The organism is Enterococcus rivorum, from assembly GCF_001742285.1.
In the GTDB taxonomy this organism is placed as follows: Bacteria; Bacillota; Bacilli; order Lactobacillales; family Enterococcaceae; genus Enterococcus_L; species Enterococcus_L rivorum.
This window is the reverse complement of record NZ_MIEK01000040.1, coordinates 1-23,129: the sequence shown is the minus strand read 5'-3', so window position 1 is coordinate 23,129 and position 23,129 is coordinate 1. Positions and strand designations below refer to the sequence as shown.

Sequence of the window (23,129 nt, the reverse complement as noted above, 5' to 3'; positions counted from 1 at the left end):
ACAGGTGATGTAAAGTTGAACCGCCGTATACGAGAACCGTACGTACGGTGGTGTGAGAGGTCGGCTAATCAATTAATGATTAGCCTCCTACTCGATTGATTTTACAGATTTTTCCCGTTCAATTTGAGATATTATAGTTAGAAAAAATAAAGGGTGGGATGATTATGTTGAACTTTCAAAATGAGTTAGATGTGAGTCCATTTTCAGGCTTGTATGATATTTTAGTAAAGGAAGATCATTTACTTAGAAAGTTAAATAATCTTGTGGATTTTTCATTTATTGTCCATGAAGTTAAAGAGAACTATTGTTTAGACGATGGACGCAATGCGATTGATCCCGTTCAATTATTTAAATATCTACTACTGAAAGTCATTTATGATTTGTCCGACCGTGATTTAGTTTCTCGCGCATTTACAGACTTATCATTGAAATATTTTCTTGGTTTGGCTCCAGAAGACAACGTTATTCATCCCACCACACTCACGAAATTTCGGCGCCTACGTTTAAAAAATGAGGACTTTTTAGATCAGCTTATTTCCAAATCCATTGAAATAGCTATCCAAAAAGGAGTCATCACCTCGAACACCATTATTGTCGATGCAACGCACACGAAATCCGCTTATAACGCCAAATCTCCTATTGAACTATTAAGAGAGCGGTCAAAAAACTTACGAAAAAAAGTGTATCAAATTGACGAATCATTCAAAGAAAACATGCCTAAAAAATATATTGGTTCTGAGTTAACAGATGAATTGAGGTATTCAAAGGAGTTATTAAATATGCTCGAAAAAGAACCAAAGTTAGCTTCAATCCCAGGAATTAAAGAGCGGATGAATTTATTAGAAGAAACCATCGAGGATGATTTAGAACAGATAAAAAGTACAATCGATCATGATGCAAAAATCGGGCATAAAACAGCTGACACATCGTTCTTTGGGTATAAAACTCATATCGCAATGGACGATAACCGGCTTATCACGGCTGCAGTTGTAACGACAGGTGAGAAATCAGATGGTAACTATTTTTCTGAGTTAATTGAAAAATCAGAACAGAATGGTGTTGTTGTTAAAACAGTTCTTGGGGATGCCGCCTATTCAGGTAAAGATAATTTGAGCTACGCCAAAAAGAAAAAGATTAAACTTGTCGCGAAATTAAACCCCAAAGTTTCAAAAGGTGGACGTAAAGAGAGTGATGGGTTTACCTTTAATAAAGATGCTGACATGATGGTATGCCCTGCGGGTGAATTGGCAGTAAGAAAAGCACGCCAAGGGAAGAAAAATCAAAACAAAAATCAAGTGATGACCTACTATTTCGATATTGAAAAATGTAGAAAGTGTCCTATGCGAGAAGGGTGTTATGCGGAAGGCGCAAAAAGTAAAACATATTCCATTTCAATTAAGTCTGATCTACATCAAGTACAAATTGAGTTTGAAAATACAGAAGAATTCAAAGAATTAGCTAAAAATCGCTATATGATTGAAGCAAAAAATAGTGAGATAAAAAACCGGCATGGATACGCGACCAGTAAAAGTGATGGTCTATTTGGCATGACCGTTCAGGCAGCTACGACGTTGTTTGTAACGAATTTAAAAAGAATCATGACTCTAATGAACTAATAAAAGGTCGTAAAATAAGGTTTCAATCCCAAAATCGGGGATTGAAACCTTATTTTTTTATCTTTAAAAACTGAAACGATAGAAATCTCTTCGTTTTTCAGCAGCCTCTAGCTTTTATCCTAGTTTTTTTTAGTGTCAAAACGTAATATTAAATTCTTTCAACTCTTTTTCAATGACTTCAATTAAATGCTCATTCTTGAATAATTTAGCAACGCTATAGGCAATCATGTATTCTTCCGTCGCCTCACCTGTCAATTTGTAAATAGAATAAGCTTTGCCATAGCAAAGGAAATCTAAGATATAGGTAGAAGAATAACTAGCTATTAATGCTAATCCAGAGTTACATAAATCGCAACATAGCTGATAGTCCTCTAAAAAAGAATAGAACTTAGCTGAATTATAGTAAATACGAGCAGCTTCTAAAGGCGCATTAACTTTTAGCTCGTTCAGCAGTTTAATGGATTTTCCAAAGTAAACTTTTGCTTTATCGAAGTCTTTCTTTTTAGTATAAATAGTACCAATAGAATTAATGGACAAAATGTTGTAAATATTCAAATTCCCATTGGTTTCACTTCCAATATAAAGATGGAAGAAGGCATTCTCTTCGTCAAATTTGTTACCAAAATAATATGTGCAGCCTTTGTAAAAGTGATACTTACTTTGATTTTCTTCGATATATTTAGGATCGAATTCAGGTTCTTTTTTGTTTAAATACTCAAAGGCTTCTTTGTGTTTAGCAGTATTACATAGACGCTCAATTTCATTAAACATTTTTTCAGTTCTTTTTTCAGAAGTTTCCACTAAGACATCTTCAATCTCAATATTCAATTTTAAACAGACAGATGATAAAATCTCTAAGCTATCACAAGTATTTTTCTTTTCAATATTACTGATGGTTGCTTGTGTACAGATGTTGCTGGCTAATTGAGTTTGAGATAAATGCATATCTTTTCTTGCTTTTTTAATAGTATCACCTAAAATTTTCATATCACACCTCTAATTTTTTTGATATAATATTCTTGTAACTTTTGCTATGGAAAGGGGGGGGGACAAAATGGTTAACATGACAAAATGGCTTGTTAGCGCAATTTCTATCTGCTGGGGTGCCTATTTTTTATAAAACTGTATTCCGAAAAAAATAAATACTTATGATTCTAGATCATGACTGAAACTGATTAAACTATTTTGGTTTCAGTCTTTTAAACTTTTATGAATAATTTAGAATAGAAATTATTCATATTAATACTCTTTCTATGTCTATTTTATTTAAAGTTTTCAGATTCTGTTTAATAAATTGCTGACATGCGCTATATGTGCAACGACAAAGATAAATTTACTATATTTCGCAACGATTTTCTTCCATAATATAATTGTAGCATATTACTCCTATAGAAGGAAATAGTATTTTAATAATTAGTTAAGTTTTATGGCGTTCGATTTTGGAAATGGAATGATAAGAAAGTATATTTTTTTGAAGATAATTAAGAATGATTTCGTAATAAATGGAAGGGAAAAAATCATTTATTCATATGAACATGATTTTTTATTAGAAAAAGTAAATATTACTTAAAAAGAAATGCTTTTTTTTGTGACTTTCGTTATAATAGAGAAAAATAGCTAACAGGAAGTGTTTAAATGAAAAAAGTAGAGCGACAACGCTTGGTAAAACAATTAATTACACAAAATGATATTGAAACTCAAGAGGAATTAATCGCAAAGTTAGAAGCTGAAGGTGTGCGAGCAACGCAAGCGACTATTTCAAGAGATATTCGAGAAATGAGTATTGTGAAGACTCATGGAGCAGATGGACGTATCAAGTATGCTATTTTTTCTCAAAAGCAACCTACTAGTAGTGAAGATAAACTAAAAAGTTCTTTAAAAGATACTGTTATTCGAATGGAACGGATTCAGTTTATGACTATTATTCATACTGAAATGGGAGGAGCAGATGTTGTAGCAAACTTTTTAGATGAGGTTAGCTATGATGATGTTGCCGGAACCGTTGCTGGAGTAGATACAATTATTATTATTTCACGTTCAAATGAAGAAGCCCAAGTTTTTCTTGAACGCATGGAAGCTATGATTCATTAAAAATAAACCCAAAAAAAGAAAGGAGTTTTTTTTTGAAAGATTTGAAAGCGTTACAAAATGGTTCAGATATAAGAGGAATTGCTGTGGAGCATGAAAACGAGACGGCTAATCTCACACCAAAACAAGTTGAAAAAATTGCGGTTGGAATGGTAAATTGGTTAAGGAATAAACGAGAGTTAGTGTCAAAGCATGATGCTGGGAATCTAAAAATAGGAATTGGACATGACAGTCGGGTTACGGCAGAAAGTTTAAAACAAGCGCTGATTAATGGCTTTATTCATCAAAATATAGAAGTAATCGATTTTGGTTTAGCAACTACACCAGCAATGTTTATGGCAACGAAGTTTCCTCAATATGACTGTGATGCAGCTATTATGATTACAGCTAGTCATTTACCTTACTATTTCAATGGGTTAAAACTGTTTACAAAATCAGGTGGAGCTGAAAAAGAAGATATTCAATACATTCTTGAACATACAGAAAGTGAAAAATATTCAGGAATTGGTTCAGTCACAAAAACATCTATTCTTGAAGACTATGCAAATGATTTGACGGATAAGGTTCGAAAAGGAATGAATACAACAGAGACGCTTCCTTTAGCTGGCTTTCATATTATTGTTGATGCTGGTAATGGGGCAGGTGGATTTTTCGCTGAAAAAGTTCTAGGAAAATTAGGAGCAAATATCACAGGTTCACAATTTTTAACCCCTGACGGTATGTTCCCTAACCATATTCCAAACCCTGATAATAAGGAAGCAATGGAAAGTATTAAACAGGCAGTTTTGACAAATAAAGCTGATTTAGGTGTCATTTTTGATACGGATGTGGACCGTTCTGCTGTAGTGGATGCTTCTGGCGAAGTGATTAATCGAAATAATTTGATTGCCGTTCTTGCGACGATTGTTTTAGAGGAACATCCTGGTAGCAGTATTGTAACTAATTCACCAACTTCTAGCCATTTAAAAACATTCATTGAGTCTAAAGGTGGCAAACAAGTGAGATATATCTCTGGTTACCGTAATGTAATTAACAAAATGATTGATTTAAACAACGAAGGAATTGAAACGCAATTAGCTATTGAAACGAGTGGGCATGCTGCTTTTAAAGAAAACTATTTTCTGGACGATGGTGCATATGTGATTGCAAAAATCTTAATGCTGCTACCGAATCTAAAAAAAGAAGGTCGAACCATTAGTGATTTAATTGCCACATTGAAACAACCTGTGGAGACGAAAGAAGTTCGCTTTAAAATCTTAGCTGAAAATGTAAAAAGTTATGGCAAACAAATTATTCAAGAAATGGCTATTTTTATTGAAAAACAAAATGGCATGGCAATTGATCCTGAAAATCACGAGGGGATACGAATCAATGTTTTTGATTCATATGGTAGCGGTTGGTTTTTATTGCGTATGAGTCTTCATGAGCCGTTACTGGTTCTTCAAGTAGAAAACGATATAGAGGGTAAAAATCAAAAAGTATTTCAAGTGTTAGCAGATTTTTTCAACCATTATCAAGAGCTTAATTTAGATAAATTAGAAGCAATACTAAAATAATCTACTATTAATAATAGAGCGTAGAAAATTTCTTTGTCTGAAATTTTTGCGCTTTATTCCTTTACTAAAAAAAACATTTTGAACGTGGACAAGAATCTCTTGTTTTAAGCTCAAGCTAAGTGAGTAATCGTATTATGGTAAGCTCTTTCTGACTCTGGTATAATGTTTTTTAAATAAATGATTTGTTGTTTTTATAGAAAGGCGTTGGTTTAGATTGATACGGTTGGGGTTAACTTCTTTTAGTGAACATGATAAATTAACTGGAAAAAAGCGTTCCACATTGCATGAATACGCCAGCCACTTACCTTTAGTAGAAATGGATACTGCCTATTATGGTATTCCGAGGCAAGCTTCAGTGAAGGATTGGGTACATTCAGTACCAGAATCTTTTCGTTTTGTAATGAAAGTCTATAGTGGAATAAGCGGTCAAGGCGAATGGCAACAATATTACCAAAGTGAAGAAGAAATGGTAAACGCATTTTTAACTAGTATGGAACCAATGATTGAAAGTGGTAGACTTTTTGCTTTTCTAATTCAGTTTTCAGGAACGTTTAGCTGTACAAAAGAAAATGTAAAGTATTTAGAAAAGATTCGACGTTGGTTTGAAGGATACCCAATAGCAATTGAATTAAGGAATGGTTCATGGTATTCCCCTAAGTATATTAAACAGACATTGGCATTTATGAAAAGTAAGGATTTTTCTTTAGTGATTGTTGATGAACCACAAATTCCCACAAATCCAGTACCTTTTGCTCCGTATACAACCAATGATACTTTTATGCTGTTTCGTTTCCATGGTCGAAATGCAGCAGGGTGGATGGCGAATGATAAAGATTGGCGTAAAAAGCGGACACTGTATCGCTACAACAAGGAAGAAATAGCAGAATTAAGTAAAGCGGTTGAAAAAATATCTCATGAAACAAAGGACGTCGGTGTGATTTTTAATAATAATTCTGGTGGAGATGCTGCTGGAAATGCCTTAGAAATGAAAAAAGCGTTGGCATTAGAGTATACAAATTTGAATCCAAAACAAATCGATTTGTTCTAAAAAGGAGAAAAATGATTAAAGCAGTTTTTTTTGATATTGATGGAACACTTGTAAATAAAAAGGCTAAAGCTTTGGCATCAACTAGAAAAGCGATTGCTGAAGCACAAGAAAAAGGAATCATTTGTGGAATTGCAACAGGACGAGGACCTGCTCATTTAAGTGGACAAATAGATGAACTGAAGCTGGATGTTTTTGTTACATATAATGGACAGTTGGTGTATACCGAGGGGGAGACCATTCGTTCAGAAACCTTTGCAGAAGAGGTTTTATCGGACTTAGTTTCTTTTTCAGATCGATACAAACGTCAGATTACTTTTGGTAGTCGTAGGAATTTTGAAGGTAGTTCGTTGATGCGTTTTGGTCAAAACAAACTAGCAAAAAAAGTAGCTCAGTTTTTGCCACGTCACTTTCCAGTGGGGGCGGCAAAAAAAGTATTGGGTTATTTACGATTTTATAAAACTAAGACTCGATACCATGAGCTAGACATTTTGAAAGAACCAATTTACCAATGTGTTTTGTTAAGTCCAGAATCAGAAACACCGCGGCTAAGGGAACGTTTTCCAGAGTGTCATTTTACTCGCTCCAATCCTTATGCAGTTGATATTATCCCCAAAGGTGGTTCGAAAATTCAAGGAATTCAAGCTTGTATTGACTACTTTGGGCTTTCTATGAATGAGGTAATGGCTTTTGGAGATAGCTGGAATGATATTGAAATGCTTAAAGGGGTAGGTGTGGGTGTTGCCATGGGAAATGCCCAAAAAGATATCAAAGATATTGCTGATTACGTGACAGATTCTAATGAAAATGATGGCATCTATCAGGCAATGAAGCATTTTAATGTAATCGAAGGAGAAAAATGAATGACGAAAATAGAAAATCCTTATGAAAAAGCGCAAGAATTTCATAGGGTGTTTAATCCTAAAAAACCTTCTGTACCAACAGCTTTTTCTTCAGAAGCGGCTTCTTATAGAGCCGGATTTAAAGCAGAAGAATTAGTGGAATTTCTTTTTGGCACAGCGAATAATGACGAAGCCGTGTTTCAAAAATTAGTGGAAGAATTGAAAGTATCAATTGATGTTGCTGTAAAAAAAGTTGCTGATAAAAAGGAAATAGTCACAGATCCTCTAGTCGATCAAGTAGATGCGCTAACGGATTTGTTGTACTTTACTTATGGTTCATTTTCTTTGTTGGGCGTTGATCCTACCGAAATCTTTTCAATTGTCCACAAAGCAAATATGGGAAAAGTTTTCCCTGATGGCAAACCACATTATGATCCAATCACTAATAAAGTGCTAAAGCCAGCTGATTGGCAAGAAAAGCATGCACCAGAAGGTAAAATTAAAGCTGAAATAGAACGACAAAGCCTACAATAAAATATAAAAGAAGGATACTCAATCAATTTCGAATGAGTATCCTTCTTTTAGTTATTAAAAAAAGTTTCATATAAGGCTTGAATCGCTTTTTCTTCTTGTTCTTCTCGAATCCCAAACATAATGCTTACTTCGGAAGAACCTTGGTTAATCATTTCCAAGTTGATGTTATTTTTGGCTAATGCAGAAGTACTATCAGCCATAACCCCAATTCGTTGACGCATTCCTTCTCCAACAACCATTAACATAGATAAGCCATGAGTGATTCTTAATTCATCAGGCTTCAGTTCTAATGTCATGCGTTCTAGCAACTCTTCTTCGATATCTTGGGATAGTTGACGTTCTCTTAAAATAATAGAGATATCATCAATTCCTGAAGGCATATGCTCATAGCTTAATCCTAGCTCTTCAAAAATTTGTAGTAGACGACGACCGAAACCAAGTTCTCTATTCATCAAATATTTGCTGATATAAATACTAGCAAAGCCTTGGTCACTAGCAATACCGACCACGGGCTCATGTTTGACTTTTCTAGAGGTAGTAATTAAAGTTCCTTTGCATTGCGGGTTGTTTGTGTTTTTTATAACTACTGGAATATTGGCACGATAAGCAGGCATTAGGGCTTCGTCGTGAAGCACTGCAAAACCTGCATAAGCCAATTCACGCATTTCTCGATAAGTTAATTCTTCAATGGTTCTAGGTTCATGAATAACACCTGGATGAGCTACAAAAATCCCATTCACATCAGTAAAGTTTTCATAAATCTCCGCTTCGACACCCGCTGCTACAATAGAGCCGGTAATGTCTGAGCCACCACGAGAAAAAGTACAAATGTCTCCTTGTTCTGTATAGCCAAAGAAACCAGGGATAACAAGAACTTCATCGGTATTTTTATGTTGATTAATTTTATTGTGTGATGAAGCCAAAATTCGTGCATTTCCAGGTTCATCGGAAACAATAAGACCTAAATCTAATGGGTTTTTATACGTTGCTTTTAATCCATTTTGGCTAAAAAAGGCCGCCACCAATTTTGCATTATTGTCTTCTCCACTTGCTAAAAAAGCATCGAAAAGATGTGGGTTGTTTTCTCTTTGTAAAGTAGATAATTGTTGAATTGCTTGTTGGATGTCAACGAGTACGTCCTTTTTGATAGACAATTCATCTAAGATTCCTTCGTAACGGTTTACGATTTTTTTTATGATTGCTTCAGTATTTTCATTATTTAAGTACCTATTATAATAGCTAATTAGCAAATCCGTTACTTTTATATCATCAGCAGAGCGCTTACCAGGAGCGGAAACGACAACAAACTTTCGAGTAGGATCTTCTTTTACAATTTGGAATACTTTTTGTAATTGAGTAGCAGAGGCTAAAGAACTTCCACCGAATTTTACGACTTTCACTTTTTTCACTCCTATTTTTAATTGTATTTTCATTATATAATAGTAAAAGAATACCTAAACTTGAAACGAAAAGCAACACTTAATCTGTCTTTCTTCTATGCTTTTCTTGATATCTATATAAATTTCTTCATTTTTGTCCTATTTTTTGTTAGACTTATAGTTGAGTAAGTGTGTAATTCAAATGAAGGAGTAATCTAATGACCCATAAAATTAAAGGAATTGTTTTTGATATGGACGGTGTACTTGTCGATACAGAAGAATTCTATTATGAAAGACGAAAAAACTTCTTGAAAGAATATGGTTTATCTATAGACGAAATACCTATTGCTACTTTTATAGGTGCTGACATGCGGAGTATTTGGCCATTAGTTTTATCAATCAACAAAGATCAGCAGCATAGTGAAGCGTTTCTAAATGAACAATATCTCGAATATAAAAGAGAACATCCGCTTGATTTTGTTTCACTTTTGGATGCTGATGCGAAACGAACCTTACAATTTTTGAAACGCAATAATTATAAAATCGGGTTGGCTTCTTCATCGCAAATGGAAGCTATTGAAGAAATGCTTGAAAGCACACAGTTGAAACAATACTTTGATAGTATTGTTAGCGGGGAAGATTTTGAAAAAAGTAAGCCCGAACCAGAGATTTATCAATATGCTGTAGCAGAGCTTAAGCTGACCCCAGAAGAATGTATCGCTATAGAGGATTCTGAAAAAGGAATTCAGTCAGCTCATGCCGCTGGATTGACTGTTTGGGCGATCAAAGATACACGTTTTGGCATAAATCAAAATTTAGCCAACGACACCTTAGAAAAATTAAGTGAAATGTGTAGAAAATTGAGCGATTGTCAATCTGAGTAGTAAATTTAGTGAAAAAAAGATCAAAGTAAAAACATTTCTTAAGAATTTGCATTTAATTAGTGAATGATAGGCTAGTTTGTGCTATAATTTTTTGTAGGTGTTTTTTGAAAGAACACGCAAATAAAGATGAGATTTTACAACCTAATAGAATGTTTTTTTGTTGTTTATTTTTAGGTTGTCTACTATACATGTTGAGATAAACGGAGGAGCAGAAATGAAGAATAATTTGATTATTATTGTAGTTATAGCTATTATAATCATCGCAGCCGTTTTATATTTGATTGGTTACTTTATGCGAAAGAAAAACCAAGGGAAGCTTAATGAGCTGGAAAAAAGAAAAGAAACACTGTTTGACTTACCTATTTTTGAAGAGATGGATGAAATTAAAAAAATGCATATGGTTGGTCAAAGTCAAAATACCTTCAGAGAATGGAACCAACGTTGGACTGAAATTTCCACCCGATCTTTTGCAGAATTAGAAAGTCAAATTTATGAAGTTGAAAATTTGAATGAAACCTTCCGTTTTATGAAAGCCAAACGTGCAGTTGAAGAAGCAAACGAAACAATGAGCGAAATGGAAGCTGAAGTAGAAGTGATTCGTTCAGGCTTAAAAGAACTAAGAGACAGTGAGGAACGTAATTCTCTTGAGGTTCAAAAAGCATTGGATGTCTACGAAGAGCTTAGCAAGTTGCTTGTCGAGGGCAAAGAAAGCTTTGGACCTGCTTATTCTGAATTGCAAAAACAAATCAAAAATATTGAAATTGAATTTACTCAATTTGTCACTTTAAATACTTCTGGCGATCCGATTGAAGCTCGCGAAGTACTGGAAGATGCAGAACGTCATACTTATGAGTTAGATGATGTAATGAATCGAATTCCAGCGTTATATGAAGAATTAAGCCATACTTATCCAGATCAATTAAAAGAAATTGAAGAAGGCTATAAACGCTTAAAATCAGAGCATTTTGTTTTCCCAGAGAAGAACTTTGAAGATGAAATCAGACGTGTCAAAAAACGTGTTAAAAATTCAATGGTTGACCTTGAAAAAACAGAAGTTGATGCAGTGGAAGTTTCAAATCGAGATACAGCAAATGCTATTGATAACCTGTATGAAGTAATGGAACGTGAAATTAATGCTCGTAAATATGTGGTTACAAATGAGAAAACAGTAGGCGATTATATTGCTCATACTTTAAGAAACAATCGTCAATTAATGATTGAATTAGATCATACGTCTCAAAGTTATACATTAAATCATAATGAATTAGGTCGTTCAAGAGGGTTCCAATCAGAAATTGAAGAACTAATTCGTCGCTATGAAGATTTTGAACCTAAATTGAAAGAGCATTTGATTCCTTATTCTGAAGTCCAAGTCTTCTTTAAAGATTGTTACAAGATTTTAAATGATATTGAAAATCAACAAGTTGAAATTGATGATTCACTGAAAGATTTACGTAAAGGCGAAAAAATTGCTCAAGAAAAAGTAGATCAATTTGAATTCCGTTTACGTAACTTAAAACGTTTTGTTGAAAAGCAACGCTTGCCAGGACTACCTGCTGACTATCTAGAATTTTTCTTTGTAGCAACAGATCGAATTGAAGAGTTAAGCAAAGCATTAAATAGAATTCGAATCAATATTGAAGAAATCAACAAGCTTTGCGACCTTTGTAATGAAGATTTAGAATTACTAGATAAGAAAACACAAGATTTAGTTAATTCGGCTGCATTGACTGAACAAATGATGCAATATGCGAATCGCTATCGTCATACTCATGAAAATATTCGCGTATCTATGGAAAGAAGTTTAACGCTCTTTTCAAAAGACTATCGTTATCAAGATGCACTGGATGAAATTGGAACAGCTCTAGAACGAGTTGAGCCAGGGGCCTTTAGAAGAATAGAAGATTTCTATTTCAAGAATCTTGATGTCATTTAAATAATAACATAAAAAGGTGAGATGATTTGTCTCATCTTTTTATTATGGATAAGACATTTTTGAATTTTTTGTTAAAAAGTGAATTGCTTAAAAAGTTTTATTGAACTCGTAAAATAGAAAGTATATAATAGGAAAGAATTTCAAGAGAAGAAGGTTATTACATGATATATTTTGATAATAGTGCAACAACGCCTATTTATCCTCAGGCATTAGATACATACGTAAAAACAAGTCAAAGAATTTTTGGCAATCCTTCAAGTTTACATAGCTTAGGCACCCAATCGAATCGTTTGTTGCAGCAGTCTAGAAAACAAGTAGCTGATCTACTAAATGTAGATTCAAAAGAAATCTACTTTACAAGTGGCGGAACAGAAGGAAATAATTGGATTTTGAAGGGAACTGCTATTGAAAAAAAATCTTTTGGTGGACATATGATTATTTCAGCGGTAGAACATCCTTCTGTTTCTGAAACGGTGCAGCAATTAGTTGAGAATGGTTATGAGGTTTCTATTTTACCAGTTGACAATCGTGGATTTGTAAAGGTAGCGGAATTGAAACAGATGATTCGCAAAGATACCGTATTAGTTTCTGTAATGGCAACAAATAATGAAGTAGGAACGATACAACCAATTCAAGCAATTAGCGAAATTCTATCAGAGTCTCCTAAAATCCATTTTCACGTGGATGCCGTGCAAGCGATTGGTAAAGTGGATACGGAAAAATGGTTAACGCCAAGAGTTGACTTTGCAACATTTTCTGCTCATAAGTTTCATGGACCTAAGGGCGTAGGATTCATTTATTGGAAACAAGGGCGCAAATTGGCTCCTTTATTAAATGGTGGTGGACAAGAGAAAAATCAGAGAAGTGGAACTGAAAATGTTCCTGGAATTGTTGCTATGGCAAAAGCTTTACGTCTCTATTTTGATAAAAAAGAAGAAAAACCGCATTATACTGCAACGATTCGAAATTATTTGATTGCTTCATTGGAAAAATACGATCAAGTGAAGCTTTTTTCACAAGCTAATGACGAGTTCGCTCCTCATATCTTATGTTTAGCATTGGAAGGGATTCGAGGCGAAGTTTTAGTGCACGCGCTAGAAGAAAAACAAATCTATGTTTCCACGACTAGTGCTTGTTCCAGTCGCAAAAAAATAAACAGTAGCACCCTTTATGCAATGGGAGTGCCAGATTCTATAGCAACCTCAGCTGTCAGAATCAGTCTGGATGAGAGTAACACAATCGCAGAAGCAGAGCAATTTATGATTATTTTCAATCAGTTATATACGAAGTTTTCGAAAGTAAGGAGTTAAAAGACTTGAATTATTCAGAAATCATGGTTCGCTACGGAGAACTATCCACAAAAGGAAAAAATAAAAGGAAATTTACAATGCAACTTGCTCAAAATGTAAAACGCGCATTAGCTGATTTTCCTGCTATAAAGATTCACGGGGATCGCGATCGGATGCACATATTGCTAAATGGAGAGCAAAGTGAATTGATTTTTCCTAAATTAGAAAAAGTATTTGGTATTCAAAGCTTTTCTCCAAGTATTCGTGTTGAAAAAGAGATGCCTGCCATTCGTGAAATGGTAAAAGAAGTGATACGAGCGGCTTACCTGCCAGGACAAACGTTTAAAATCACTTCTAAGCGTTCAGATCACCATTTTGAACTAGATTCTAACGAACTTAACCGTGAGCTGGGAGGAGCTGTTTTTGAAGTTTTTCCTGATATCAAAGTCCAAATGAAAAAACCAGATATTAATATTCGAGTAGAGATTCGTCAGGAAGCGGCATATCTTTCCTATGAAACAATTCGTGGGGCAGGTGGCTTACCTGTTGGAACTGCTGGAAGAGGAATGTTGATGCTTTCTGGTGGAATTGATTCGCCAGTGGCTGGATATTTAGCCATGAAACGCGGAGTTGAGATCGAAGCAGTTCATTTTGCTAGTCCGCCTTATACTAGTGAGCAGGCCTTACAAAAAGCGAAAGACTTAGCTGGGAAATTAGTTCCTTATGTTGGAAGTATTCAATTTGTTGAAGTGCCTTTTACCGAAATTCAAGAAGAAATTAAGCGTGTTGTTCCTCAAGGCTATTGGATGACAGTAACACGACGATTAATGTTGAGACTAACTGACGCTATTCGTGAACAACGAGAAGGATTAGTGATTATCAATGGAGAATCATTAGGCCAAGTTGCTTCACAGACCTTACAAAGTATGGCAGCGATTAATGAAGTGACGACAACACCGATTATCCGTCCAGTTGTAACAATGGATAAAACAGAAATTATTGAGTTAGCTGAAAAAATTGATACTTTTGAATTAGCAATCCAACCCTTTGAAGATTGCTGCACAATCTTTGCGCCACCGCAACCTAAAACCAAACCTAGATTAGAAAAGGCGCAAGAATATGAAGCTCGTTTAGACGTTTCAAGTTTGATGGAAAGAGCTTTAGCAGGTTTAAAAGTTAGTGAAATAACTGGAGAGTCAGCAACGGATAGAAACTCAGATGAATTTTTAGACTTACTATAAATTGTGGAAAAGAGTGGAATGGCAAAACAATGTCAGCTACTCTTTTTTATTATAAAGCTTTTCTCATTATTAGTATTATTTTCACAAAGAAGTTGCGACAAAAAAAGAAGAATGTTACACTTATTTATGTGAATGAATTAACAAGGAGAAAATATAATGAATGAACTAATGAAAAATAAGGCAATACCTAAAGCAACCGCAAAGCGACTACCTCTATATTTACGCTATTTAAAAATGCTTGGCGATTCAGAAGTCATTAGAATTAAATCGAAAGAATTTAGTGAATTGGTTCAAATTCCATCTGCAACAATTCGTAGAGATTTTTCCCACGTAGGAGAATTAGGTAGAAGTGGTTATGGCTACGATGTTCCTTATCTAATTGAAGTTTTCAGTAACATTTTAAATACTCAGGAAGAAAAAAGAATAGCTTTAATTGGTTGTGGGAATTTAGGCAAAGCACTAGTAAAAAATAATTTTCGTCGGAATGAAAATTTGAATATTGTTTGCGCTTTCGATACCGACCCAGAGATGATTGGAACTAAAATTGATGATGTTGTGATCCAATCTATTGATGAATTTCAGCAAGCGGTAAATAAAGAAGGTGTTACTGTTGCGATTTCAACTGTGCCAAGTCAATATGCGCAAAATGCTATTGACGTGATTGTAGATTCTGGGATTACAGCGATTCTTAATTTTGCCCCTGACCGTGTAACCGTTCCTAACAATGTGAATGTTCAGTACATAGATATGACAACCGAATTGCAGACGTTGATTTATTTTGACGAAAAATTTTCTGCGAAGAAGAAGTAAACCCAAGCAATAACTTTGTCAGTTGGACCTCTGTAACTTATACTTGGAAGTAGAGACAAGAGAGAGAACTAGGAAACTCTATTCGCTCCACTACTAGCCGTTGTTGCCAGTAGAAAACCGTGGAACCGCTCTGAGCCCTAAGGTCAGGTCTCAGTGCTTCCAAGCTTCAAACTTGGGCTAAATAAGTAGCAAGCCCAAGTCATTCACATTGGCTTCTGGACACGGTTACTGGCACCAACAGCTAGCAGTTCCGCTATTATTTTACAATCAGTTATTTTTCTTGTTTCATGATCCATTTGATGAAGTGGAAAATGAGTGTTTGAAAAGTGGAGGGAAATATTTCCAGAGAGTCTTTAAAAGATAGGGATGAGAAGGAAGTGGAGTTTCTTAGATAGCTCCAAGAAAGTTAGGAGGAAAGAAGATGAAAGTTACAAAAAAAGGGGAAGAGCTAGAAGTTGCCGGAATTCAACCGAAAATAGGGGATAGCGCACCTTCTTTTTCACTACCGAATTTAAGTGATGAAGTGGTTCATTTAAGCGATTTTGTGGGAAAACCAGTTTTACTGAGTGTAGTTCCTGATATTGACACTCGAATTTGTTCCATTCAAACCAAACGTTTTAATCAAGAAGCAGGGAAAGTTTCTGGGGCAAAATTAATTACAATTTCAAATAATACAAAAGAAGAACAAGCCAAGTGGTGTGCAGCAGAAGGCGTAGATATGGAGATGCTTCATGATGCTGATTTGACTTTTGGTCAAGCTTACGGCCTGTTTATTCCAGAAATTGGGCATTTAGCTCGGGCTATTTTTGTGATTGACAAGGATGGAAAAATTGTTTATGAAGAGATTGTTTCTGAAATTTCTCACGAACCAGATTATAAAATGGCATTAGAAAAATTAACGTCTCTAGTCTAATTTTTTCGCTAGTTGAGAAATGTCAATTCTATTTTTAGCCTGATATAAAGAAATTATAGTGAAAAATATAAACCAGCGTAAAACCGGTAGGGTTCGATGCTGGTTTTTTTATTCTATTTATGGGACCATTAATATTTTTAATTCTTCGGCTGACATGGCTAACGCAAAAGCTTGCTCCCAATCCCTTAGCGGCATGATTTTTGAGATAACCGGTTCAAGATTTATTTTATGGGTTTCTAATAGGTGTAACGCTGTTTTCCAAGAGCTAGGTTTTTGTGTCCGCGAGCCAAGATAGTCAATTTCTTTATGAATGAATAAGCTCATATCAATGGCATTCATATCTTGTGAGAACAACCCTTCTTGAATTACTTTCCCTTTCTTTCGTACAATTTTAAATGCAGAATGAACTGCTTGAATACTGCCAGAGCATTCAAAGACTTGGCTGACTCCTTGCTTTTCAGTGAGTTGGTTTATTTGAGCTAGCAGATCTGATTTTTGGCTGTTTATTACATAATCAATTCCCATGTTTTTGGCTAAGGCTAGGCGTTGTTCATCTTTACTAATGCCGATTAAAATAACTTCTGCGCCATAAGCTTTCAGTACAAGAGACATAATTAATCCAATGGGGCCTGGTCCAAAGACCGCTATTTTTTCATGTGGTTCAACGGTTGTTTTTTCTACTGCAGCATGGACGCAACAAGCCAAAGGTTCTAATAAAGCTGCGATTTTTGGTTCAACGGATGCTGGAATCACATGACAGCGGTCTTCCTTAGCAATTAAATATTCCGCAAAGCTCCCATCGATTTGAGTGCCCAGTCCTTTTCGACTAGAACAAAGATTGTATTCTTCGGCCAGACAATACTCACATTTTTCACAAACTTCGAAAGTTGTTTCACTGCTGACTATCGTTCCAACTCCTATTTTTGATACATCTTTTCCAACAGCGACTACTTCTCCGACAAATTCATGACCGAGTGTTAATGGAATAACTTTATTATATTCTCCTTTAAATGCATGAAGATCAGAGCCACAAATTCCTGTAAATAACACTCGGATTTTAACCTCCTTTTCTTTAGGGACAGGTTCAGAAACTTTACTATACAGCATATTTCCAGAGCCAGCAGCAATTTTTCTTAAAGCGTACATTTTCTAAGTTCCTCCTTTTTTTATATAAAATGAATTAAATAGTATTAAAATAGGTAGATTTTAGTATGGATTGTTTAATATCTTAACATGCTATTTTTTTTCTTCAATAGATTCTCTAGCACAAATTTTTTGAATGCTAGTTCAAAAGAATTGGTCTTGTGAAAAAATCTTAGTGAAATATAATGAAGTCGGGGAGGTGACTTAGGTGAACAGAAGAATTAACAAAATCATTCTAGATATTCTACATGACAAAAAAAATACTCTTCAAGGATATGCACAATTGTTTAAAGTTTCCGAGCAAACAATCCGTAATGATATTAAGGAAATTAACGATCACTTTAGGGAACACAATCAAGCGCAAATTGTTTTAAATGAAGCCGGTTTGTTAATGATGACCTCGAAAGTCGATTTAAAAGAAACCTTAAAAGCGTATGCGTCTTTTCAAAATTATAATTTGTCGCAAGATGAGCGAAGAACGATATTGGCATTATTACTAATTACACTAAATGATTATGTAACCACTTACTTTTTGTCTGAATATGTATTAGTGAGTCGAAATACACTAGTTAGTGATGTTGAAGAATTGAAAGTTTGGTTTAATCGAAATGGCTTAATGTTAGAATCCTATATTGGTAAAGGGTATTTAATCAAGGGAGACGAAATAAAAATTCGCAAAGCAATGTTAAAACTGATTATTTACAATGGTTTATTCGATCAAGAATATGAGTATGCCTTTGGAATGGAAAACAATATTTTCCAGAATTTGTTGCTAGATATTATTGATAAAAGTACGATTTATCAGTCTATAAAAAAGATTATCCTTACAGCGGAGCGTCAGTGCAACTTACAATTATCAGATTTTTCATATCAAGAAGTATCTTGTTATCTGTTGATTATGATTGAACGGATTCGGATGGGAAAAGTAATTGAGGTGTCTCCTCAGTTGAATAATTTGAAGGATAGTTCAAAATTTCTGTTTTCAAAAGAAATCGTCAATTTTGTTGAAAAGAAATATGATTTAAATGTGTCTAGTGGAGAAATGTTGTCTTTGACCTCGATTTTAAGAAGTAAAAGCTATATCAAAAACAATGCTCGAAAAATAGATTCAATTGAAATTCAAATCTTGATTAATGAATTCATTTTTAATATTTCGAAAGAATTGAGGATTAAGTATTATCTTAACAGTGATTTATTCGAATTATTGGAAAATCATTTAAAACTGCTAATTTACCGCATCAAACAAAAAAGTAGTGTGAAAAATGCTTTGTTTGAAGAAGTCTATGCCTCCTATCAAGAAATTTTTCCTATAGTCAAAGAAAACTTAGTGAAAATTGAATCGTTTTTAGATGTTGAAATATCAGAAGATGAAGTTTCTTTTATTGTGATGTATATTATGGCGATTTTAGAAAATAATACTTCTACACAGCCACCAATCAGAGTGCGACTTATCTGTAATTCTGGTCGGGGAACTGCTCAGTTGTTGAAGGCAAAACTAAATTCGACATTTCCGCAAGTAGAAATTATTTCTGTAGATTCCTCTCATGTGCTCCAACAGCTAAACCCCGAGACGCAGGACTTGATTATTTCGACGGTCCCGATTAAGACAGAGGCCAGCAATTTTGTTCTTGTGCATCCTATCTTAACTGAAAAAGACATCGTTGAACTACAAAAGGCCATTTACCAAACGAAACTAAAGCGCTTATCGGTTTCACAAAAAGTTACCAAACAAATCAATCGAGAACAAGCGCTCTACCAAAATTATCGAACGGTAATTAATAAGTATATTGACGAAGAACACCGCAACGCTGTCTTTTCGGAGTTAGAAGAGCTTCATTCTCTCTATTCAAACCAAGAAATAGCATCTGAGTGTCCGAAAGAAGTTGAACGGCTGTCGGAAATTCTAACGATTGAACGGATTGATTTACATTGTTCAGCTAATAGTTGGCAAGAAGCAGTGAAATCTGCAGGTGCGTTACTTCATAAAAGCAGACTGATTACTGGTCAGTATATTCAAGCGATGATTAATGTAGTTGAAGTGAATGATTCCTATGTTGTGATTTCTCCCGGAATTGCAATCCCTCATGCAGAGGCATCAGATGGGGCTCTTAAAACTGGTGCTAGTTTCATTCGTCTGAATGAACCAGTTTGCTTCAATCATAAAAAAAATGATCCGGTAAAATATGTCATAGCTTTTAGCATTGCAGAAGGAACTGGAATTGGAAGCTGTTTATACTATTTTACAGAAATCTTAGCGACAGAAGCATTTATATCGACGATGAATCGTTGTGAATCAGAGCTAGAAATGTTAGTTGAATTAAAAAAAATGGAAGATAAAGTGATGGGGTTGTCCTATGAAAAAAATATTATGTGATACGAAACAGAACTACTTATATTTTACTTTTGATTGTCAAGATAAGCAGGAATTACTAACGAAGATGAGTTCCGTTCTTATATCAGAAGGATTTGTTAAAGAAAGCTATCAGGAAGCGGTAATTGCGAGAGAGGAGGAGTTTCCAACAGGATTACCGACAAAAGGGATTAGTGTAGCAATTCCCCATACAGATAGTATTCATGTCAAGCGTGAAGGGGTGCTAGTGGGAGTGTTAGAGCGACCGATTACTTTTGAAGTGATGGCTAGTCGACAAGAGTATGTGGAAGTAGAAATTGTATTTATGTTAGCTATTAAGGAACCCAATAATCAAGTATTAATGCTCCAAAAGTTAATTTCTTTATGTCAAAATGAAACCGATTTAATGATGATTAAAGCAGGGGAAGAACTTGAGAAAATTGATCAGTTGCTGAGAGGAATTAGTTAAAAAAGGAGAGGGATGAACGTGTTAGAAATTATTAAATCAGCGGTCACTTACATTTTAGATTTAGGGGCAACAGCGATGTTGCCAATTATTTTAACAATCTTTGGGTTGATTTTGGGGCAGACATTAAGTAAATCATTTCGAGCAGGGCTGACTGTTGGGATTGGTTTTACTGGGTTGAATTTGGTGATTGGGTTGTTGTCAGAATCGGTAGGTCAAGCGTCACAAGCGATGATTGAACGTCTTGGGTTGCATTTAGATATTTTGGATGTTGGTTGGCCAATAGGGGCAGCGATTACTTTTGCTACACCCATTGCGGTATTGCTGATTCCCGTTATATTTATTTTTAATATTATTTTGTTACGATTTAATCAGACGAAAACGATGGATGTGGATTTATGGAATTATTGGCATTTGATATTCCCAGGAGCGATGATTTATTATGCGACAGATTCAATTTTAATCGCGGTTGTTTGTGCATTGATTAATGCGTTTGTAATATTCAAGCTAGCTGACTGGACAGCACCAGCAGTAGAGCATTTCTTCGGATTACCAGGGATTTCATTACCTCATGGTGAGACGGTTAACTTCGCCCCCATTACTTATGCACTAAATAAAATCTGGGATAAAATTCCAGGGATTAACAAAATTGATATCAACGCAAAAAATTTAAAAGATAAACTTGGCTTATTCGGAGAACCAATGATGATTGGTTTAGTTCTTGGTATTGGCATGGGCGCATTAGCAGGCTACGATTCGCAAGCAATTATTCAATTAGGAATTCAGATGTCTGCAGTCATGATTTTGATGCCTAGAATGGTAGCGCTTTTAATGGAAGGGATGGCACCGATTGCGGAAGCAGCTAAAGGTTTTATTCAAAAAAGATTTCCAGGGAAAAAAGTTTATATTGGACTGGATGCAGCTGTGGTTACCGCTCATCCCGCAATCATCACAGTGGCTTTAATAATGGTTCCCATTACGATTTTACTAGCTGCAATTTTGCCATTTAATCGTTTGTTGCCTTTTGCGGATTTAGCCGTTTTACCTTTTACAGTTATTTGGTCAGTTGCCGCTTCTAAAGGCAATATCTTTAGAGGCTTACTAAACGCTATTGTTTCTGTCTGTTTGATTCTCTTTATTGCAACGAATTTGGGAGCCTTAACAACAACGATGGCACATGCAGTAGGGTTTGCCTTTCCAGAAGGAGCGACAATGATTTCGGGAATTGATATGAGCAGTCATTTAACGTTGTGGATTATGCTGAAGTTAATCGATCCATCAAACGTTCCCGCTTTTGCTGCAGGAGTGATTGGATTACTTTTATATGGTGGCCTATGGTATTGGACAAGAAACGATATTAAAAAGCAATTTTCAATTGAAGAAGATGAGTCAAAATAAAACTATTGGAGTGAAGTATAATGGAAAAAAAACATATTCTAATTGCTTGTGGAACTGGAGTAGCGACTTCAACGGTTGTGAGTATGCGAGTGAAGGAAGAGTTAGAAAAAAATAACATTCAGGCAACTGTTGAGCAATGTAAAGTGTCAGAATTACCTTCAAAAGTTGGTTCAGCTGATTTAGTTGTGACCACTACTTCTTATGAAAATGATGAAATTCCCGTTATTCGGGCACTCTCATTTTTAACTGGAGTAGATGTTGAAGCAGACATTGAAAAAATTATTGAGATTCTAAAATGAGGAAGTGTTTAGGTTGAAAAAATTTACTGGTAAAGTTGCTGTAGTTACTGGTTCAGCCAAAGGAATCGGTAAAGCAATTGCAGAAAAATTTGCGATTTTGGGAGCAAAAACAGTCATTTTAGATTTTGATGAGGTGGCAGGAACGAAGACCGCTCAAGAGATTACAAAAAGATACGAAGAGTCTATTTTTATTCAGGTAGATGTTTCGAATTCGGATGAGTTAATGTCTGCAAGAAAAAAAGTGTTGGCTTCTTTTGGAGGGATTGATTTTCTCATCGTGAACGCTGGAATTAGTTATCGTCATGAACTAAATGAGATCTCTGTAGAAGAATGGAAACAGGTCATTGATATTAATTTGAACGGTTCTTTTTACACTGTAAAAGCATTTTATGAAGAATTTACAAGGAATCAAGGAAAGATTATTTTTATTACTTCTGGTTCAGCAATTACAGGAACAGGAGGAGGGGCGCACTACGCTTCTTCTAAAGCTGGACAACATGGCTTAATGAGGACTATTTCCAAAGAATTAGGGCCTAAAGGCGTAAATGTAAATGCAGTAGCCCCTCGTGTCATCCAAACGGATATCTTAGATCAGTTATATCCTACTACCGAAAGTCAGCGAGAACTGGTAAAAAAAATTCCTATTGGCAGAATAGGACAAGCGGAGGATATCGCGAATATAACAGTCTTTTTAGCTGGTCCAGAGAGTTCATATATTCATGGTCAAATTATCTTAGCTGATGGTGGCCGAACGTATTAAAAAATAGATACGAATAAAAGTGAGGAGCTAAATCATGCATAAAATCTTAGTAGCAACAGGGACATCAGCGAATAAATTGAAATTTACAATAGAATTTATCGAAAATTATCTACAAGAAAAAGCTATTCCCGTAGAAATAAGAGGGATGAGTATCTACGACGTCAATGAAACAGACTTAGATATGTCTGTGATTGTAGCGATTGGACCGCATTCATTTACAGGAGAAATTCCAGTGATTAATGGAACGGCTTTTATTACAAAAATGGGAATGGAAGATTGCTGTGAAGAAATAATCAGCCTACTATAGAGGAATTTAAAAGAAAATGTTGGAATTTTAGAAGTAGAAAATCAAAAGTGCATGAGTTGCTATAGACGAAACATGGCTAAACGATAACTAAAATAAAGACAATCATTTAGCAGGGGTGCATGGCTCTTTTGGGGCGTATTTTATGTTGAAGAGTTAGGAAGCTTTACTCATAAAATGAGAGTGGGACAATAAACTACTATTTATAGAAAACAGAGACGATTTTGACTATTATTATCAAAATCGTCTCTGTTTTTTCTTTTGAAAGAGCTTTTC

General features: G+C 35.0%; 21 protein-coding genes. 18 read left to right on the top strand and 3 right to left on the bottom strand.

Translation table 11 applies throughout. From position 1 onward, the window contains the following. The first annotated feature begins 164 nt into the window (after window positions 1-164). A complete protein-coding gene (locus BCR26_RS12865) occupies window positions 165-1,616 on the top strand; it encodes an IS1182 family transposase (protein ID WP_069699403.1) in 1,452 nt (483 codons plus the stop codon). 135 nt (window positions 1,617-1,751) lie between these two features. Here BCR26_RS12865 and BCR26_RS12860 read toward each other — a convergent pair whose 3' ends face one another. Then, window positions 1,752-2,603 carry a helix-turn-helix domain-containing protein gene (locus tag BCR26_RS12860; RefSeq protein ID WP_069699402.1) on the bottom strand — a complete coding sequence of 284 codons (852 nt, stop codon included), beginning with the start codon at window positions 2,601-2,603 and terminating at the stop codon, window positions 1,752-1,754. Between the two features lie 648 nt (window positions 2,604-3,251). Between BCR26_RS12860 and argR the strand changes: the two genes are divergently transcribed. From argR to BCR26_RS18805, 5 genes are all read left to right on the top strand, one after another. Further along, entirely contained in the window at window positions 3,252-3,707 is a 456-nt protein-coding gene (argR, locus tag BCR26_RS12855) for an arginine repressor (protein ID WP_069699401.1), read from the top strand. A 32-nt stretch (window positions 3,708-3,739) separates the two neighbouring features. Beyond that, window positions 3,740-5,260 carry a phosphohexomutase domain-containing protein gene (locus tag BCR26_RS12850; protein ID WP_069699400.1) on the top strand — a complete coding sequence of 507 codons (1,521 nt, stop codon included), beginning with the start codon at window positions 3,740-3,742 and terminating at the stop codon, window positions 5,258-5,260. 214 nt (window positions 5,261-5,474) lie between these two features. Beyond that, window positions 5,475-6,308: a DUF72 domain-containing protein gene (locus BCR26_RS12845; RefSeq protein ID WP_069699399.1), complete on the top strand. Its 834-nt coding sequence runs from the start codon at window positions 5,475-5,477 to the stop codon at window positions 6,306-6,308. Window positions 6,309-6,319: 11 nt separating this feature from the next. Then, on the top strand, window positions 6,320-7,168 hold the full coding sequence (locus BCR26_RS18810; protein WP_069699398.1) for a Cof-type HAD-IIB family hydrolase: 849 nt from the start codon (window positions 6,320-6,322) through the stop codon (window positions 7,166-7,168). Further along, window positions 7,169-7,681 carry a pyrophosphohydrolase domain-containing protein gene (locus tag BCR26_RS18805; protein ID WP_069699397.1) on the top strand — a complete coding sequence of 171 codons (513 nt, stop codon included), beginning with the start codon at window positions 7,169-7,171 and terminating at the stop codon, window positions 7,679-7,681. Window positions 7,682-7,728: 47 nt separating this feature from the next. Here the strand turns inward: BCR26_RS18805 and BCR26_RS12830 are convergent, their stop codons facing one another. Continuing rightward, complete coding sequence (locus tag BCR26_RS12830) at window positions 7,729-9,081, bottom strand: aspartate kinase (protein WP_069699396.1); 1,353 nt, start codon at window positions 9,079-9,081, stop codon at window positions 7,729-7,731. 197 nt (window positions 9,082-9,278) lie between these two features. On the opposite strand from BCR26_RS12830, the gene BCR26_RS12825 reads away from it, so the two are divergent. From BCR26_RS12825 to tpx, 6 genes are all read left to right on the top strand, one after another. Beyond that, window positions 9,279-9,944, top strand: a complete 666-nt coding sequence (locus BCR26_RS12825; RefSeq protein ID WP_069699395.1) for an HAD family hydrolase — start codon at window positions 9,279-9,281, stop codon at window positions 9,942-9,944. Window positions 9,945-10,158: 214 nt separating this feature from the next. After that, the gene (ezrA, locus tag BCR26_RS12820; RefSeq protein WP_069699394.1) at window positions 10,159-11,880 is read left to right on the top strand and encodes a septation ring formation regulator EzrA; all 1,722 of its coding nucleotides are present in this window, start codon (window positions 10,159-10,161) and stop codon (window positions 11,878-11,880) included. A gap of 161 nt (window positions 11,881-12,041) precedes the next feature. After that, a complete protein-coding gene (locus BCR26_RS12815; RefSeq protein ID WP_069699393.1) occupies window positions 12,042-13,190 on the top strand; it encodes a cysteine desulfurase family protein in 1,149 nt (382 codons plus the stop codon). Window positions 13,191-13,195: 5 nt separating this feature from the next. After that, complete coding sequence (gene thiI / locus BCR26_RS12810) at window positions 13,196-14,410, top strand: tRNA uracil 4-sulfurtransferase ThiI (protein ID WP_069699392.1); 1,215 nt, start codon at window positions 13,196-13,198, stop codon at window positions 14,408-14,410. Window positions 14,411-14,566: 156 nt separating this feature from the next. Beyond that, window positions 14,567-15,220 (top strand): redox-sensing transcriptional repressor Rex, encoded by a 654-nt coding sequence (locus BCR26_RS12805; RefSeq protein WP_069699391.1) that lies wholly within the window; start codon window positions 14,567-14,569, stop codon window positions 15,218-15,220. Window positions 15,221-15,641: 421 nt separating this feature from the next. Next, complete coding sequence (gene tpx / locus BCR26_RS12800) at window positions 15,642-16,133, top strand: thiol peroxidase (protein ID WP_069699390.1); 492 nt, start codon at window positions 15,642-15,644, stop codon at window positions 16,131-16,133. Window positions 16,134-16,250: 117 nt separating this feature from the next. Here the strand turns inward: tpx and BCR26_RS12795 are convergent, their stop codons facing one another. Next, window positions 16,251-17,279: a zinc-binding dehydrogenase gene (locus BCR26_RS12795; RefSeq protein WP_069699389.1), complete on the bottom strand. Its 1,029-nt coding sequence runs from the start codon at window positions 17,277-17,279 to the stop codon at window positions 16,251-16,253. Window positions 17,280-17,484: 205 nt separating this feature from the next. Here BCR26_RS12795 and BCR26_RS12790 point away from each other — a divergent pair, with 205 nt between their 5' ends. From BCR26_RS12790 to BCR26_RS12765, 6 genes are read left to right on the top strand one after another with little or no spacing between them, the layout of a single operon-like run. Further along, window positions 17,485-19,650, top strand: a complete 2,166-nt coding sequence (locus BCR26_RS12790) for a BglG family transcription antiterminator (RefSeq protein WP_069699388.1) — start codon at window positions 17,485-17,487, stop codon at window positions 19,648-19,650. Continuing rightward, window positions 19,631-20,095 carry a PTS sugar transporter subunit IIA gene (locus BCR26_RS12785; RefSeq protein ID WP_069699387.1) on the top strand — a complete coding sequence of 155 codons (465 nt, stop codon included), beginning with the start codon at window positions 19,631-19,633 and terminating at the stop codon, window positions 20,093-20,095. The genes BCR26_RS12790 and BCR26_RS12785 overlap by 20 nt, the downstream gene beginning before the upstream one ends. 18 nt (window positions 20,096-20,113) lie before the next feature. Next, complete coding sequence (locus BCR26_RS12780) at window positions 20,114-21,490, top strand: PTS galactitol transporter subunit IIC (RefSeq protein ID WP_084387133.1); 1,377 nt, start codon at window positions 20,114-20,116, stop codon at window positions 21,488-21,490. Between the two features lie 20 nt (window positions 21,491-21,510). Beyond that, window positions 21,511-21,789 (top strand): PTS sugar transporter subunit IIB, encoded by a 279-nt coding sequence (locus BCR26_RS12775; RefSeq protein ID WP_069699386.1) that lies wholly within the window; start codon window positions 21,511-21,513, stop codon window positions 21,787-21,789. A gap of 13 nt (window positions 21,790-21,802) precedes the next feature. Then, entirely contained in the window at window positions 21,803-22,549 is a 747-nt protein-coding gene (locus tag BCR26_RS12770) for an SDR family NAD(P)-dependent oxidoreductase (RefSeq protein ID WP_069699385.1), read from the top strand. A gap of 34 nt (window positions 22,550-22,583) precedes the next feature. Then, the gene (locus tag BCR26_RS12765) at window positions 22,584-22,856 is read left to right on the top strand and encodes a PTS sugar transporter subunit IIB (RefSeq protein ID WP_069699384.1); all 273 of its coding nucleotides are present in this window, start codon (window positions 22,584-22,586) and stop codon (window positions 22,854-22,856) included. Window positions 22,857-23,129: the final 273 nt, after the last annotated feature.

Bases quoted from the DNA above. Each gene is read 5' to 3' on its own strand.
- BCR26_RS12865 (WP_069699403.1), top strand. From the start codon at position 165: ATGTTGAACTTTCAAAATGAGTTAGATGTGAGTCCATTTTCAGGCTTG.
- BCR26_RS12860 (WP_069699402.1), bottom strand. From the start codon at position 2,603: ATGAAAATTTTAGGTGATACTATTAAAAAAGCAAGAAAAGATATGCAT.
- argR (WP_069699401.1), top strand. From the start codon at position 3,252: ATGAAAAAAGTAGAGCGACAACGCTTGGTAAAACAATTAATTACACAA.
- BCR26_RS18810 (WP_069699398.1), top strand. From the start codon at position 6,320: ATGATTAAAGCAGTTTTTTTTGATATTGATGGAACACTTGTAAATAAA.
- BCR26_RS18805 (WP_069699397.1), top strand. From the start codon at position 7,169: ATGACGAAAATAGAAAATCCTTATGAAAAAGCGCAAGAATTTCATAGG.
- BCR26_RS12825 (WP_069699395.1), top strand. From the start codon at position 9,279: ATGACCCATAAAATTAAAGGAATTGTTTTTGATATGGACGGTGTACTT.
- ezrA (WP_069699394.1), top strand. From the start codon at position 10,159: ATGAAGAATAATTTGATTATTATTGTAGTTATAGCTATTATAATCATC.
- BCR26_RS12815 (WP_069699393.1), top strand. From the start codon at position 12,042: ATGATATATTTTGATAATAGTGCAACAACGCCTATTTATCCTCAGGCA.
- BCR26_RS12805 (WP_069699391.1), top strand. From the start codon at position 14,567: ATGAATGAACTAATGAAAAATAAGGCAATACCTAAAGCAACCGCAAAG.
- tpx (WP_069699390.1), top strand. From the start codon at position 15,642: ATGAAAGTTACAAAAAAAGGGGAAGAGCTAGAAGTTGCCGGAATTCAA.
- BCR26_RS12795 (WP_069699389.1), bottom strand. From the start codon at position 17,279: ATGTACGCTTTAAGAAAAATTGCTGCTGGCTCTGGAAATATGCTGTAT.
- BCR26_RS12785 (WP_069699387.1), top strand. From the start codon at position 19,631: ATGAAAAAAATATTATGTGATACGAAACAGAACTACTTATATTTTACT.
- BCR26_RS12775 (WP_069699386.1), top strand. From the start codon at position 21,511: ATGGAAAAAAAACATATTCTAATTGCTTGTGGAACTGGAGTAGCGACT.
- BCR26_RS12765 (WP_069699384.1), top strand. From the start codon at position 22,584: ATGCATAAAATCTTAGTAGCAACAGGGACATCAGCGAATAAATTGAAA.